The sequence below is a fragment of the Neobacillus sp. BF23-41 genome (assembly GCF_041106275.1).
Genome location: NZ_JBGBPR010000011.1, coordinates 1 through 16,387, shown reverse-complemented (window position 1 = coordinate 16,387; position 16,387 = coordinate 1). Strand labels below are relative to the sequence as shown.

Annotated in this window: 15 protein-coding genes; all 15 read left to right on the top strand. The window is 41.4% G+C overall.

What is annotated here, in order from left to right; genetic code table 11:
- The first annotated feature begins 361 nt into the window (after nucleotides 1–361).
- The 15 genes from AB7942_RS16980 (at nucleotide 362) to AB7942_RS16910 (ending at nucleotide 16,282) form a co-directional block, all read left to right on the top strand.
- A complete protein-coding gene (locus tag AB7942_RS16980; RefSeq protein ID WP_369447786.1) occupies nucleotides 362–1,420 on the top strand; it encodes an LLM class flavin-dependent oxidoreductase in 1,059 nt (352 codons plus the stop codon).
- Nucleotides 1,421–1,634: 214 nt separating this feature from the next.
- Nucleotides 1,635–2,192, top strand: coding sequence for an NADPH-dependent FMN reductase (ssuE, locus tag AB7942_RS16975; RefSeq protein WP_369447785.1), 558 nt, complete (start codon nucleotides 1,635–1,637; stop codon nucleotides 2,190–2,192).
- Nucleotides 2,193–2,246: 54 nt separating this feature from the next.
- Complete coding sequence (locus tag AB7942_RS16970) at nucleotides 2,247–3,269, top strand: LLM class flavin-dependent oxidoreductase (protein WP_369447784.1); 1,023 nt, start codon at nucleotides 2,247–2,249, stop codon at nucleotides 3,267–3,269.
- 22 nt (nucleotides 3,270–3,291) lie between these two features.
- On the top strand, nucleotides 3,292–3,561 hold the full coding sequence (locus AB7942_RS16965) for a glutaredoxin family protein (RefSeq protein WP_369447783.1): 270 nt from the start codon (nucleotides 3,292–3,294) through the stop codon (nucleotides 3,559–3,561).
- A gap of 83 nt (nucleotides 3,562–3,644) precedes the next feature.
- A complete protein-coding gene (locus AB7942_RS16960) occupies nucleotides 3,645–4,979 on the top strand; it encodes an LLM class flavin-dependent oxidoreductase (protein ID WP_369447782.1) in 1,335 nt (444 codons plus the stop codon).
- Nucleotides 4,980–4,995: 16 nt separating this feature from the next.
- The gene (locus AB7942_RS16955; protein WP_369447781.1) at nucleotides 4,996–6,645 is read left to right on the top strand and encodes an ABC transporter substrate-binding protein; all 1,650 of its coding nucleotides are present in this window, start codon (nucleotides 4,996–4,998) and stop codon (nucleotides 6,643–6,645) included.
- A 39-nt stretch (nucleotides 6,646–6,684) separates the two neighbouring features.
- Entirely contained in the window at nucleotides 6,685–7,599 is a 915-nt protein-coding gene (locus AB7942_RS16950; protein WP_335402111.1) for an ABC transporter permease, read from the top strand.
- A gap of 32 nt (nucleotides 7,600–7,631) precedes the next feature.
- Complete coding sequence (locus AB7942_RS16945; RefSeq protein WP_369447780.1) at nucleotides 7,632–8,522, top strand: ABC transporter permease; 891 nt, start codon at nucleotides 7,632–7,634, stop codon at nucleotides 8,520–8,522.
- Between the two features lie 13 nt (nucleotides 8,523–8,535).
- Nucleotides 8,536–10,563, top strand: a complete 2,028-nt coding sequence (locus AB7942_RS16940) for an ABC transporter ATP-binding protein (protein WP_369447779.1) — start codon at nucleotides 8,536–8,538, stop codon at nucleotides 10,561–10,563.
- Between the two features lie 84 nt (nucleotides 10,564–10,647).
- Entirely contained in the window at nucleotides 10,648–10,989 is a 342-nt protein-coding gene (locus tag AB7942_RS16935; RefSeq protein ID WP_369447778.1) for a hypothetical protein, read from the top strand.
- 129 nt (nucleotides 10,990–11,118) lie between these two features.
- Nucleotides 11,119–11,265: a hypothetical protein gene (locus tag AB7942_RS16930; RefSeq protein ID WP_369447777.1), complete on the top strand. Its 147-nt coding sequence runs from the start codon at nucleotides 11,119–11,121 to the stop codon at nucleotides 11,263–11,265.
- A 115-nt stretch (nucleotides 11,266–11,380) separates the two neighbouring features.
- The gene (gene allC, locus AB7942_RS16925; RefSeq protein ID WP_369447776.1) at nucleotides 11,381–12,628 is read left to right on the top strand and encodes an allantoate deiminase; all 1,248 of its coding nucleotides are present in this window, start codon (nucleotides 11,381–11,383) and stop codon (nucleotides 12,626–12,628) included.
- A gap of 122 nt (nucleotides 12,629–12,750) precedes the next feature.
- Entirely contained in the window at nucleotides 12,751–14,331 is a 1,581-nt protein-coding gene (locus AB7942_RS16920) for a phytoene desaturase family protein (RefSeq protein WP_369447775.1), read from the top strand.
- Nucleotides 14,332–14,637: 306 nt separating this feature from the next.
- Nucleotides 14,638–15,105 (top strand): SRPBCC family protein, encoded by a 468-nt coding sequence (locus AB7942_RS16915; RefSeq protein WP_369447774.1) that lies wholly within the window; start codon nucleotides 14,638–14,640, stop codon nucleotides 15,103–15,105.
- Between the two features lie 325 nt (nucleotides 15,106–15,430).
- The gene (locus AB7942_RS16910) at nucleotides 15,431–16,282 is read left to right on the top strand and encodes an aldo/keto reductase (protein ID WP_369447773.1); all 852 of its coding nucleotides are present in this window, start codon (nucleotides 15,431–15,433) and stop codon (nucleotides 16,280–16,282) included.
- Nucleotides 16,283–16,387 lie beyond the last annotated feature (105 nt).

Here is a 16,387-nt window from a genome sequence, read left to right as displayed (position 1 = left end):
AGATTTATTAAATAATAAGTCAAGTGGGAATTAATAAAAAAATTTATCTAAAAATTCAAAGTAATGGATTGACAACAACACTAATTAAGATTTATAGTGTATTCAACAGTTATCAATACCAAGTAAACAAGTAGGTGAAATGAGATTTAGCCAACGAGGCCTCTCCTCAGCAAAAAGTATTCTTATGAAAATATGTGAGCTCCGCACTTGTTGGAGCTACACCTATTATTGTAAAAGCCGATTGGACTACCAAAGGCTCCTGTGATTAACAGGAGTCTTTTTTATTGGTTTTGGTGATGAAAGTACTATAAAGGGCAGATAAACCCAGAAAAAACAAGAGTGCATTGGAGGTCTTAATATAGTGAAATTCGCATTGTTTACCCTTATGATGAATGAACCCAATGCGCTAACTGGGGTATCACTAACCGCTCAGCAGAAATTTCAAAATGTAGTGAATCAGGCAATTTTAGCAGAGAAACTAGGCATTGATGCCTATGGTGTTGGGGAGCGTCATGGAACACCATTCCTTTCCTCATCACCAGCTGTAGTATTGACGGCTATTGCTGGAAAAACCTCACGCATTCGGTTATTGACGACAGTATTAGTTCTAAGTATTCTGGATCCCATTCGTGTGGCAGAGGACTTTGCGACACTAGATCACCTTTCAGGAGGGAGGTTGGAGTTGATTATCGGGAAAGGCAATGATCCTCGTCATTATCCGCTTTTTGGAATAACCGAGGAGGAGCAATGGGATTCGCTTGCTGAGCGATACGAATTACTAAAGCGCTTATGGAATGAGGAGAACGTAAGCTGGGAGGGGCGCTACCGAACATCATTAACCAATGTCACGACACAACCGAGGCCTTTTCAAAAGGGCATTCCAATATGGCATGGGAGCGCATCAAGTACGCGTTCTACTGAATTGGCTGCAAAATATGGGGATCCTATTTTCTCATCCAATACTTTTCATCCCCAAGCCAAGTATAAAGCGTTAATTGATCATTATCGTGAGCGGTTGGCTTATTATGGTCACGATCCTAAGAAAGCAATCGTTGGATCGGGTGCTAGCAGTCTATATATTGCCAATACTGCTGAGGAGGCAATTAACCGTTTCCGGCCTTACTACAATGCTTTTCATGATACAGAAGCAGCGAAGCATAATAACTCGCCATTTAAAGATCTTGAAGACAATATAGCTAATGGGCCAGTCTTGGTTGGTAGTGCAGAGCAAGTAATCGAGAAAATCTTAAACTACTATAAGGCATATGGAAATCAGGTACTAAGTATCAGTGTTGATGGCTTAACGGAATCGGAGCAACAGGAACAATTGCATAGGTTTGCAACTAATGTGGCACCGGTGTTGCGGAATGAGATCCCCAGCACCGTTTGGGAACAAATCAGTAAAGTGGCTGCTACCTGAAGTGAACCAAAATTACTTATTAGAATACAAGTATTCTTATAGATTCACCTCACCATACAGTGATTAAGAATCAATAAATTTGAATAGGAATGCGCCGATTGGTCTACCAAAGGCTCCTGTTATAAAAACAGGAGCTTTTACTTTTTTTAAATGATTAGGTTGTCTTAGTTATATAGAAAAGTAATCAATACACAAAAGAAAGGGAGTAACAACGATGAGTAAAGTAACGATTATTTCGGGAAGTCCTTCTGAACATACGAGATTAAATGGGGCATTGGATTATGTTGTAGAGTTTTTCGAGGGAGTGAATCATTCTCCTGAAATCATCCATATCCGCAATCTTCCAGCAGAGGATTTAATACAAGCGAGATTTGACAGCGCAGAAATAATTAAGGCAAATAAAAACGTCGAAGATTCATCTATTATTGTGATTTTAACGCCGGTTTATAAAGCATCATTTACCGGAGTCTTAAAAACTTATTTGGATCTTCTGCCACAAAATAGTTTGGTGAATAAAACGATTTTACCCATTGCCATTGGAGGATCGATTGGACATCTACTTATGATTGATTACGCACTAAAACCAGTGCTGGCAGCACTCGGAGCTACCCACATCTTAAAAGGGACTTATATCGTAGATAGCCAAGTAAAAAAACTAGTGAATAATCGTTATGAACTTGATGGAGAAGTTAAAAAACGATTAGATACTGAATTGAATACGTTAAAGCCTTCCTTGTTATCTGATAAAGGAGTGATCAGCTCGATCATTTAACCAATTAAGCAACTTGGATTTAATAGCTATTTATTTTACTAGGAGGGGATCCTTTTGGGATTGAAACTTAGCATTTTGGATCAAAGCGTCATTGCTGAAAATGAAACTGCCTTTGACGCCTTTAACCATACAATTGAATTAGCACAACGGGCAGAGGAGTTGGGGTATCATCGCTTTTGGGTATCTGAGCATCATAATGCTGAGAAATTAGCAGGATCAGTTCCAGAAGTATTAATATCCCATCTTCTCGCAAAAACGAAACAAATTCGAATTGGCTCAGGAGGTGTGATGCTCCAGCATTACAGTCCATATAAAGTGGCCGAAACCTTTAATGTATTAGCTTCATTATCACCTGGGAGAGTGGATTTAGGGTTGGGGAAAGCACCCGGAGGGCTTCCGTTATCAACAAAAGCCCTTCAGCAGGATTTTGCTGGAAATCCAAAAGAATTATGGGAAAAGCTGGTCGACCTTAAAAAGTTTATCTCTGACACGCTTGAACCATATGATCCGTTTTATGGACTTAAAGCTGAGCCGGTTCCACCAACGCCACCCGAACTATTCTTATTGGGAGCAAGTGCTTCAAGTGCGAAACTTGCTGGTGAATTAGGATACTCTTTTGTATTTGCTCAGTTCATTAATAGTGAGGAAAGGATACTTAATGAAGCTTTTGACGAGTTCAGCCATCTGCAGAAACGGAAAAAGTTACAGCCCCTTTCTTTTATTCTGGCACTCTCTGTTATAGTGGCTGATACAGAGGAGGAAGCAAAGGAACTGGTGGGTAATACTAAAATCGTCAAAGTGCATCTTAAGAGTGGCAAGACCGTTACTGTAGGGAGCGTGGAGCAAGCAGAACTGTTTGCGCAGCAGGCGAATGAAAGCTATCAACTAGAAATACAAGAAGCAAACATCCTATATGGTTCAAAGGAATCAGTGAGAGAAAAACTTCTTCACCTCCAAAATATATACGATTTGGAAGAAGTTATTATCGTGACACCTGTTCAAAATTTTGAGAAGAGACTTAAATCTTACGTACTCTTAAGCGAAGCATTTTCGGAAATATCTGTTCCAGTGAAATAATAAATTTTAGGAGGAAGTTGTCATGTCAAATCCATTATCAGTTGTTGTGTGGTCAAAACAAGGTTGTCACTATTGCTCAGAGGTTAAACAATTTTTAGAAGAAAAACAAGTGAATTATCAGACGGTTGATGTGACTAATCACGATGAATACCGCGATATATTAGAGGTTAAATATGGGATTCGTCATGTACCAGTGGTAGAAATTGGTCAAGACGGCATTTATCAAGGAGTAACCGAGGTGGGGATCAACCATCTTGAAAAGGCATTAGCTCCATTTTTACAGCACCGTTGAATTTTTTTTGAATAAAACCAACTAAATATATAGGATTAATTGGATTGATTTCTAAGAATAAGAGATTGAGAGGGGAAATGGTTATGTCAGAACAAAGAAAATTAAGATTTGGAACGATTATTCATGGAGTAGGCGGCAATATTTCAGGCTGGAGACATCCGGAAGTTCCATCAGATGCGAGTGTAAACTTAGAATATTATAAAGCTCAAGCACAAAAATCGGAAGAAGGTAAATTTGATTTTGTTTTCATTGCAGATGGTTTGCATATTAACAAGAACTCTATTCCTCACTTCTTAAACCGTTTTGAGCCTATTACCATCCTATCGGCTCTGGCCTCTGTCACCTCACGAATTGGTCTTGCGGGAACTCTGTCTACTTCGTACAGTGAACCGTTCAATGTTGCAAGGCAGTTTTCGTCATTAGACCACATCAGTGGAGGACGTGCAGGTTGGAATGTGGTGACTTCACCACTAGAAAAAACGGCATTAAACTTCAGTAAAACGATTGAAGAGCATCCTGACCATCCAAAACGATATAAAATTGCCGCTGAATATATTGATGTTGCGAAAGGCTTGTGGGATTCGTGGGAAGATGACGCATTTGTCCGGGACAAAGAAACGGGTGTGTTTTTTGATCCTGAAAAATTGCATGAATTGAATCACAAAGGTGAATTTTTCTCTGTATCAGGTCCGCTGAATATTGCTCGTTCCAAGCAAGGGCGTCCTATAATATTTCAAGCAGGATCGTCAGAGGATGGCAAAAATCTTGCGGCAAAAGAAGCGGATGCAGTGTTCACTGGGCATCCATCATTAGAGGAGGCACAGAAATTTTATCAAGATGTGAAGGGCAGGGCAGCATCTTTTGGTAGAAATCCAGACGAAATTCTCATTCTGCCTGGTATTGGGCCCATCATCGGTCATACAGAGGAAGAAGCAGAGCAAAAGTATCAAGAAATTGCTAACCTAGTGACAATCGAAAAGGCACTTGCCTATTTGGGGAGATTCTTTGAGCACCACGATTTCTCTCAATATGAATTAGATGAACCCTTTCCTGAATTAGGAGATTTAGGAAGTAATAGTTTTAAGAGTGGCACAGATCGGATTAAACAAGAAGCAAAAGAGAAGAACCTGACACTCAGACAAGTGGCACTCAGTTCAGCGACACCTAGAACTCCATTTATAGGCACCCCAGAACAGGTAGCGGATCGTATTCAAGAGTGGTTTGAAGGACACGCTGCGGATGGATTTATTATCGGTACAAATATCCCGAGCGATTTAACAAATTTTATCGATTATGTCGTCCCAATTCTTCAAAACCGGGGCCTTTTCAGAACAGAATATGAAGCAGAAACTTTACGAGGAAATCTTGGTCTGCCTTATCCAATCAATCGATATGCAAAAGAAACAATTAAAAAATAATTGAGGTGAATCTGAAATGAAGTTATTTGCAAATTGGACGAAATTATTCACGATTACATCGGTTCTTGTAATCCTATTAGCGGGTTGCTCCAGTGGTGCAAGTACGAGCAGCAGCAATGAAACCAACGGCAAGAATGAGGGGAAGGCGCCTATAGGTGGAGAGCTTACATATGCATTGGCTACTTCACCAGATACGCTGGATCCTCATCGCAGCGGTTTAGCGGTAGCGGTTCGTGCATTTAGAACTATTTTTGATAGTTTAGTTGTGCTAGCACCGGACAATACGATTCAACCATGGCTCGCAACAGAATGGACTGTAGCGGATGATGGAAAAAGCTATACCTTTAAGCTGCGCAAGGATGTGAAGTTTCACGATGGGACACCCTTTAATGCCGAAGCTGTGAAATACAATTATGACCGGATCATTGATCCCAAAACAAAAGCGGCCAATTCGTTAGCGTTAATCCAACCATATGAATCATCAGAAGTCATTGATGAGTATACGATCAAAATTAACCTTTCCACCCCTTCTACATCGTTTTTAAGTAATCTCAGTCAAGGTTTACTAGGGATTGTATCGCCAACAGCGGCAGAGAAATATGGAGATCAATTTGGTAAAAATCCAGTAGGAACGGGACCGTATAAATTTGTCAGTTGGACAGAAAATGCAGACATTCAAGTGGAGAAAAATAATGAATACAAATGGGCTCCATCCATCGTAGAAAACAAAGGTGCTCCTAAGATAGATAAAATTACTTTTAAAATTATCCCAGAGGAAGCAACCCGAATTGGCAGTGTACAAAGTGAGCAAGTTCTCGCAGCCGAAACAGTACCGCCACAAAATATCCTTTCGTTAAAAAATGATCCAAAAACTCAATTGCTACAAGTAAATACACTCGGGCTTCCGTATACGCTCTTCTTCAACCAAAGAAAAGAACCATGGAATGATGTCAAAGTACGAAAAGCGGTGCAGCTAGCGGTTGACGTGGATGCGATTGTTAAAACGCTCTATCTAAACACGTACGCAAGAGCTTGGTCACCACTTTCACCAGGAATTTTAGGATATGATCAATCGCTAGAAGGCAGTGTGAAGCCGGATATTAAAAAGGCAAATCAACTCCTTGATGAACTTGGCTATGAAAAAGGAGCAGATGGGATTCGTGTAAAAGACGGCAAGAGATTGGCATTGAATTATGTTGATGGGTCTCCTAACCGGGAGAAACGAAATGATATCGCTATTATCATTCAACAACAATTGAAAGAGATTGGAATTGCAGTGGAAATTAATATTACCAAAGATGTTGCCTCCGTCGTCTATCAAAACGCGGACTATGATTTGTATGGAAATAGCCAAGTAAATTCCGATCCAAATGCGCTGCGTGCCATCTATCATACAAAAACTCCAGAACAGGAGGCGGCATTTAAAGGGCTAGGTGGAGGATCAAACCCAGAATTGGATCAATTATTGGAACAAGGAACAATAGAATCGGACCCAGCAAAACGGGAAGAAATCTATAAAAAAGTGCAGCAAAAAATTATTGAAGAGGCATGGATTTTACCTATTTATGTATTCCCCTACACTGTTGCTGCATCAAAGAAGGTAAATGGAATTGGATTTGATGCATTAGGTTATCCATTGTTTAACGATGTAACGATTGGAAAATAAAGAGTAGAGGAGCTGATACATGTGGCATTAGTCCATAAGATGATATTAAAAATCTCGACTGCATTTGTATCGATTATAGGCTCCTTAATCCTTGTCTTTTGCATCAACTATTTGCTTCCGGGGGATCCAGTACTCTCTATGATTGATCCCTCTGTTGCAACACCCGAAATGGTTGAAAATTTGCGCAAGGAATTGGGGCTCGATCAACCGTTTTACATGCAATTTATCCACTATTTTACCAATATTCTTCAAGGAGACTTCGGACAATCGTTAATGAATAGCGAACCAGTCCTTCCTAAGATTTTAGAACATTTTCCTGCAACACTCGCATTAACCTTTGCTAGCGCGGTTATTTCTGTTGTGATTGGGGTTGCGTTCGGCGTGTTGTCAGCGATTTATCAGAATAAGTGGATGGATCTCATCGCTCGTTTAATTGGATTATTTGGCATTTCCATGCCAACATTTTGGTCAGGAATCTTACTCATACTTATATTTTCAGTCTCATTGAACTGGTTTCCTGCTATGGGGTCAGAGGGGTGGAAAACGATCGTGCTGCCATCACTTTCACTTGGTTTTGTCGGGGCAGGATTAATTATTCGAATGGTTCGAAATAGTATGCTGGAAGTGATTAATGAGCAATTTATTGTCACGCTGCGTGCGAAAGGTCTATCAGAACGGGTTGTCATGTATCGTCATGCCCTTCGTAACGCACTTATTCCAGCTATTACGATTATTGGTCTGAATATCGGAGAACTGATGGCTGGTACAGTGGTGATTGAAACCGTATTTTCAAGACAAGGAATTGGGAGAATTGTGGCCGATGCGATCATGGCGAAAGATCTGCCTGTGATTCAAGGTGTTGTCTTCTTTAGCGCCATAGTCTATGTGATTGTCAATCTATTAGTGGATCTTTCGTATTCGATTATTGACCCACGAGTACGCCGGTCTCAGTAAAAGGCAGACCATTAAAAAAAGGGGTGATGACGATGAGAGAAGTGACGAATACCAAAGCAGTACTGAAGATACCAAAATGGAATTTTGCCAAATATAAAACAAACCTTTCCGTATCGAACCTATTTATCTATGTTTCTGGTTTTATTGTGTTCTTCATTATTGCTTGTGCGCTATTTCCTAAATGGATCGCACCTTATTCACCAACATTTATGAACACTGAACTTATATTAAGTGCCCCAAGTGCAGCCCACTGGTTTGGGACAGATTATTTTGGGAGAGATGTGTTTAGCCTTGTTGTTTATGGGAGCAGGGATTCACTCATTATTGGTGCTGCTTCAGTAGTTATTGGCGGATTAATAGGTGGGGCGATAGGTGCTCTTGCGGGATATATTGGTGGTTTAATTGATGTCATTTTTATGAGGTTTATCGAAATCTTGATGACGATTCCTGGTATTCTTCTGGCATTAGCCATTGCTGCTGTCCTCGGACCTAGCTTGTTTAATATTGTCTTAGCTGTTGCGGCTGCGTCTATCCCGGGGTATGCCCGTGTGATGAGAGGACAAATGATGAGTATTAAAAAACGTCAATATGTGGATGCCTCTCGATCGATTGGTACGCCTAAATGGCGGATTTTTCTTTGGCATATATTGCCGAATTCTTGGTCACCACTGTTAGTCATGGGGACAATTGGTCTGGGAACATCCATTTTAGTGGGTTCAGGATTAAGCTTTCTTGGACTTGGCGTGATCAAAGAAATCCCTGATTGGGGGGCACTTCTTTCCCAGGGAAGAGGTTACTTAACAGTGGGTTGGTGGATCTCCACATTTCCTGGGCTAGCGATTACTCTTTTTGTCCTTTCGGTAAATATTATTGGAGATAAACTTCGGGATATTTTTGATCCGAAAACAAGCAGAATGAGATGAAGGAGAGCAAAAGATGGAGAAGCTGCTAGATATTCAGAATTTGAAAGTGGATTTCACGAATAATCATGTAGACCTTACAGCCATTAAAGATGTGTTTTTGCATATTCACCAGGGTGAAACTGTCTGTATAGTAGGTGAATCGGGAAGTGGCAAAACGGTTACATCCAAAACGATCATGAGACTGATTGATTATGAAAATGGAAAGATAGCAGATGGAAGTATCGTACTAGATGGTATTGATCTGACACATCTACCTCAAAAAAAACTTCGTTCCATTCGCGGGAAAAAAGTGGCGATGATTTTTCAAGAACCAATGGCCGCTTTCGATCCTGTTTTTACAATAGGAAGTCAGATTATTGAAACGATCCTTGAAAATAAGCAATCTAGTAAATCAGAAGCGAAAGCGCGTGCGCTCTATTTACTGAAGCAGGTGGGTATATCGGATGCGGAAATGCGGATGAAACAATACCCCAATGAGTTGTCTGGAGGTATGTTGCAGCGGGCAATGATTGCCATGGCATTGGCCTGTGGTCCCGACTTACTGATTGCAGATGAGCCAACGACAGCACTCGATGTCACCATACAAGCACAAATCCTTAGGCTTCTTCAAGAGTTAAAAGAAGAGTTTGGAATGTCGATTCTCTTAATTACCCATGATATGGGCGTTGCTGCAGAAATGGCCGACCGGATTATTGTGATGTATGCGGGAAGAATTGTTGAGCATGCGGACGTCAAACAATTGTTCGAGTTGCCACACCATCCATATACCTTTGGGTTGTTGCAATCGATTACGACAATGGATAGTGATCGAAGTAAAAAACTTTATTCCATTAAAGGGTCTATTCCAGGGTTATCCCAATTACCTTCTGGATGTCAGTTTCATCCACGCTGTCCGTTTGCAACTGCACGCTGTTCTGTCGAATCACCTCCATTGTTAGAAGTGAATGGCCGCCAAACCGCATGCTGGCACGCAGAAGATTTAGTCATGACAGATAATTGGAAACAGCCTAGAGTAGAAATTAACACAGAGGTATGGTCTGAAAAAGAAGTAGTTCAAACCGGATCAGAACAAACCCGTCAACCGTTGTTTACTATTGAAGAATTGAGTAAATTTTATCCGATTGGCAAGCGTGTATTTTCGCGAAATCCTTCCCAAGTAAGAGCAGTCGATAAGGTTTCCTTTACGATCGAAAAAGGGGAGACTTTTGGACTTGTGGGGGAATCTGGAAGCGGAAAGTCCACCTTAGGGCGAGTTCTTTTACAGTTAGAGAAAGCAACTAGTGGAAAGGTATTTTTTCAAGAACAGGATTTGTCAGCGCTTGGTGCGAAAGAATTACGTGAAATGCGGAAGGATATGCAGGTGATTTATCAAGATCCGTACGGCTCAGTCAACCCCCGTTGGAAAGTAGGAGACATTATCGGAGAACCCCTTCGAGTCCATGAATCACTTAGTGAGAAAGAAAAGGAGGCGAGAGTCCGAGAGTTATTAGATGTAGTTGGATTAACTAAAAATGGCTACGATCAGTATCCACATGAATTTTCAGGAGGACAGCGGCAACGGATTGCGATAGCAAGAGCCATCGCACTTAATCCTCAGTTTATTCTAGCAGATGAAGCGGTTTCGGCGTTAGATGTGTCTGTACAGGCTCAAATTGTAAATTTATTACAAGATTTACAGCGTAAGCGGGATTTAACCTATCTATTTATTGCTCACGGTTTAAATATCGTTCGTCATATATCTGATCGCATTGGTGTGATGTATTTGGGTCAATTGGTTGAGATTGCAACGAGTGAAGAAATGTTCTTGCATCCTGCCCACCATTATACAAAAGGGTTAATTGACTCGATACCCTATGCCGACCCAACCCGTCCTAGAGAAAGAATTTCCATTCAGGGGGAAATCCCATCTCCTGCTAATCCTCCAACAGGATGCCGTTTTCATACTCGTTGCCCAGCAGCGACTGCCCGTTGTCGGGAAGAACAGCCCCTATTTAGGGAAATTGCTACAGGGCATTGGGTTGCTTGTCATGATCCAGTCTAGTTTTACTAGACTAACAAGTGTATTTTTTCGCAAGAAAAAAATTATTTGGATAGGACCGCATCAATACTTAAAAGGAGGATATTCATGATGCATACCTCAAATTCTCGTCCTGTAGGGATTCACTTAAAAACAACAAAACAGAATTCCTTAGAAAAAAGTGAATATCTAAATCTGCCGGACTTACAGTTTTTTCAATGGTGTCATTCACAATATGGGTTAAATAAGGGAGTTTATAATACGATTGACCAGTGGTTTTACGGAATTGGAATTGAACGCGTTCAATATCGCCGTATCTTCATATTGAAATTTTTAGATTTTAGTAAAGATTATGGAATTGTGAAGGACCAACAGAAATTTATCCGATTTGGAAATGGAGGTCTCATTCGAAGGCTGCAAGGATTTATGCGGGATATTAATCAGGGATAAAGATGAGAATTGTATACTCGAGTCTATTTTCTACAAGCAAATATTACGTAAGATAAGGTAACAAAAATGGAGACTCACAAAGATAATTGTATTAAATTATCTATATATAAATATTAGGGAGGGCTTCATATGGGCACGAATGACAAAGTTCTTTTCGCTGGAGATGTATATACGATCATATACGATTATAAAAATGGTCTGTACGAAATTAAAAAAGAAGATGAACGCGGGAAAGTGGTATTGGTTTCTGAAAATGACATAAATAAGTTGTTTTAATTTTTATAAGAGGTGAATCGATTCTAGAGTCTATTTTCTTTAAGGAAATAGGCTTTTTTTTTAGTAAAGGAATCATAACATAACATTACATAACTATTTTTGAGGAGTGAAATGGATGGCCATTCAAGGAGACAAACAATTTTTGAAAAAAGGTCATGTGGGAGAAATGATTGAATGGCTTGCTTTGTTTGGAAAAACGGAGAATGGGGGTGTGACAAGACTTTTGTATTCTCCATCCTGGCTCGATGCGCAGCTGGCGTTAAAAAGTAAAATGGACCAATCGAAACTAGATACGTATTTTGACAGTGTTGGAAATTTATTTGGAAGATTACCAGGTACAGAATCAAATGGGAAAACCATCTTGACCGGCTCTCACATCGATACGGTAGTAGATGGTGGAAAATACGATGGTGCCTATGGAATCATTGCCAGTTTCATCGCTGTATTAAGGCTATTTCAAACCTATGGTTACCCAAAGAAAACGATAGAAGTCGTCTCTTTATGCGAAGAAGAAGGAAGTCGTTTTCCGCTTGCCTTTTGGGGGTCGAGAAATATCAGTGGTGATTACACACTTGACCGCGTGAAAGAGGTCAAGGACCTAGAGGGAATTCCATTTTTAGAAGCGATGAAACAAGCGGGGGTTGATCCGGAAAAGTATACTCCTCCTGTTCGGGATGATGTGGAACGGTTTGTGGAGATTCATATTGAACAAGGAATGATTCTCGAGAAAAATCAGAATCAAATCGGGATTGTGACCCATATTGTCGGACAACGCCGTTATTCGGTTCAAATCAAGGGAGAAAGTAACCACGCGGGGACGACTCCAATGCAATATCGGAAGGATGCAGTTAGCACAGCGGCCCATTTTATTTCTTTTTTAACAGAAAAAGCGCAAGATGTTGACCCTCAATTAGTCGCAACGGTTGGAAGGTTAAACGTCAAACCGAATGTACCGAATGTAGTTGCAGGTGAGGTTGAGTTCAGCCTGGATATTCGACATCATCAGGACGCTGTGGTGGACCATTATTGTGACGTGATTTTCGCGGAGTTTAAACGATTCGCCGAAAACTTAAATATGGAAGTGACCATCTCCCAGTGGATGGATGTAAAGCCGGTTAAGATGGATGGGGAGATGTGTACGTGGGCTCGAGAATTAGCAGAGGCGAAAAACTACCGTTATCAAGGAATAATCTCGGGTGCTGGACATGATGCCCAAGTATTTGGTCCCGTCTGCGCCACTTCTTTACTATTTGTACCGAGTAAAAATGGAATCAGCCATTCTCCAAAAGAATTTACGAGTTTGGAAGAGTTAGAAACAGGGATTGTACTATTAACTGAACTTTTATATAAACTGGCCTATTAAAGGGAACTAAAGGTAGAGACCGCCTAAAAAATTTTAAAAAATGTACTAGATTTAGTACTTAGTATCCATCCTCCAGAATATCTTTTTACGTAGATATGGCTTGATCCTATTAAAGGAGCGATATGATGGAAAACTTTGATGTCATTATGATTGGCAGCGGCCATAATGCTTTAATTACGGCTGCCTATTTAACGCGCGCGGGTCGCAGCGTCCTAGTTTTAGAAAAAAATGATCGCCCGGGAGGATTTCTGCGCACCGAAGAGCTGACGCTGCCAGGTTTTAAACATGATGTGTTTGCTGCTGCACATCCTCTCTTTACAACCGGACCAGCCTACGCTGAACTAAGAGGGGATCTAGAAGCACGCGGGCTCCGATACATAAATACGGACCTGCCGACCGGTGTTTCGATGGAAGACGGACGAACGGCTGTCCTGCCGAGTTCATTTGAAGAGCTCATCGCTGAGGCGCAACGGCTGGCTCCCGGAGACGGTGCAGCACTGGCTGGCATGTTTGAACAGTTAAATCCATATGTTAACGATGTATTTGGATTATTCAATATGGATCTCTCCAGTCCTGAAGCTGCCCCGATTCTGAAGCGCTTGCTTCACGAAGGGGGCGGGGCGGGCTATTCGCCTTTCGCTGCCTCGCTAGTTTCAACCGCCCGTAATACCGTCAGTTCTTTAAAGTCACCAGTGACACGGGCAATGCTGGCCTCCTGGGTTACACACCTTGGCCGCACGCCGGATGAAGTCGGAAGCGGGATTTGGGTACCTCTGACGGTGATGGCACTGATGGGCGGAGGGATGCCGATACCTGAAGGCGGCAGTGAGAAACTGGTTCAAACATTATCTGAACTGATAAAGGATCAAGGCGGCAAAATTCTTACGCATACTCATGTTGAGCGGATCTTAGTGGAGAACGGTCGAGCGATTGGCGTCCGAACTTCAAAGGGGAAAAAATATCGTGCCAAGCAAGCAGTCGTGGCCTCAACCACACCTGATCAGCTCTATCTCTCGCTCTTGGCCGATACGGAGATTTCACCACCACTTCGAGCACAAGCGAAACAGTACCGATATGGCCGTGGCTGCGTCCAAATTCATCTAGCACTAAGTGAGCCGCCAAACTGGCCAGATAAACGGTTTAACCGTGTCGGGCAGCCGCATCTAACGGATGGACTGGACGGATTTACTCTAGCGATTGCCCAAGGGGCGGCCAATCTGCTTCCGTCCAACCCTACCTTTACGGTCGATTGTTCTACCAACCTCGATCCAACGAGAGCACCAGAAGGAAAAGCAATCATGCGCATTCAAGTGCTGGAAGTGCCCATCCGTCCACGTAGGGATGCGGCTAACCTTATCGATGTCGGAGATGGTACATGGACGCATGATTTAACCGAGCGGTTCACAGAACGCGTGCTAAATGTGGTGAGCAAGCATATACCAAACATCCCAAGTGCGGTGATCGGAAAATACGTCGTCACACCGGATACGATTGCCAGGTTTAACCCGAACTCAGGACCCGGGGATCCCTACGGCGGGGCGCACGATTTGGCGCAAAGCTATCTTTTTAGACCATTACCAGGGCAGCCGGGTCATCAGACAGCTATTCCAAATGTCTATATGCTCGGTGCCGCAACCTGGCCTGGGCATGGTGTGAATGGCGGATCAGGTTATATTGTTGCGCAGCAGCTACTCTCACAATAAAATATCATTTACTCATTTGAAAAGAGTAAGACCCTATTTCCCGGTGGAAGTAGGTTTTTTTTACAAACAAATAGGAGAATCAGAGATGAATTCCTCATCGTGATAGTTGTGAAAGACAAATTTATTGGTTTTGCGGCGAGATTAGTCCTTCTTACCGCTTAGACGGCCAAGCATAAAAAAAGGAATGATAATAAAGAGCAGCTATCTGTTCCTTAAACAGCGTATTCAGTTCCTTTTAACCATTCACAATCCAATTGAATACATATAATAGATTGTAATTTTTGTGGTCAATTGGAGGGGGAAACAGTGAAATTCGAGTACGAATACACATTCGGGCTGCCAAGGAACATTGTTTGGAAATATATCAAGGATGAAAAGGTGCTCCGGAACTCACTCCCTGGTTGTAAGTCTTTTTCAGAAGTGGCCAGAGGTGTATACCAAGCTGAAGTGGAGATAAAAATGGGCCCCATTCAAGATCACTTTGTCCTTGAGATTCGACTCCATGAGAAGAAGCCATCCTCCATCATTCAATTACAAGTAATTGGAAGTGGTAATATCGGAGAAATTTCCGGCAAAGCTGAACTTTATTTTAATGATCAACAAAGGATGACCCAACTAAACTGTAAAGCTGAAGCACAGGTAACAGGTGCCCTCGCTTTGGCAGGTCAGCGAGTATTAGAGGGTGGGGCTAATAAGGGTTTGGAGACGTTTTTTCAAAAAGTAGAAAAGGAAATAAAAAGGAGTCTTTATTATTTGAAAAAAAAGAGCAGGTGAAAAGGGTTCCTTTAGTCGAATCGATCTCTATTCCTGTATCATCATGGTGGGAAATGTAAATGGGCAATAAATAGAACAAGGAGCAGCGGTCTAAGGCCGCTGCTCCTTGTTCTATTTATAGGATTCCTTCAGGCGTTTTATATACTCTTTAGGTGGGCGAAAGTGGTGGCGAGAGGATTAGGCAAAGATTTGATAGGAATTGGATATCAGTTGCCTTATCATTTGTTGCATAATAATAAAGTACAATTCCTAGCGGAGTAATTACATTCTTTTAATAAAAATGAATGTCTTAACGAACATTATTATAAAACAGGAGGATTTTTAGATGCAAAAAGTAATCTTAAACAATGGCGTAGAGATGCCTATCCTTGGCTTTGGTGTGTTTCAAATGAATGATCCAAAAGAATGTGAACAAGCCGTTTACGATGCTCTTATGGCAGGCTATCGTCTGATTGATACAGCTGCCTCTTATTTAAATGAAGAAGCAGTGGGTAGAGCAATTAAGCGGAGTGAAGTACCAAGAGAGGAATTGTTCATTACCACAAAACTATGGGTTCAGGATGCTGGTTATGAGAGCACAAAGAATGCATTCGCAAAATCACTAGAAAGACTGCAGTTGGATTATTTAGACTTGTATTTAATACATCAGCCATTTGGTGATGTACACGGTTCTTGGCGTGCGATGGAGGAATTGTATCGGGAAGGTAAAATCAAGTCTATCGGAGTGAGTAACTTCCATCCAGACCGCTTGATCGATTTAATCATTCATAATGAAGTGATTCCTGCTGTTAACCAGGTGGAAACACATCCTTTCAACCAGCAAATAGAAAGTGCTCAATTCATGAAAGAGAATGATGTGCAAATACAGTCTTGGGGACCTTTTGCTGAAGGTAAAAATGATATCTTCCAGAATGAAGTGTTAGTTTCAATTGCGGAAAAGCATAATCAATCTGTTGCCCAGGTGATTTTACGTTGGCTGACACAAAGAGGAGTCGTTGTCATTCCAAAGTCTGTTCGCAAGGAAAGAATCATCGAAAACTTCAATATCTTTGACTTCGAGTTAAGCCATGAAGATATGGAGAAGATCTCTACGTTAGACACGAAACAGAGCTTGTTCTTTTCACATAGAGATCCTGAAATGGTGAAATGGATTGGTACAAGGAAACTCGAAATTTAATTTTACAAAACATCGCTGTCCCACTTTTATTGAACTATAACCCGAATAATGGACACTTTATAAAAAGTCCCTTATTCGGGTTTTTCTGTGTCCATTTCACAAAAA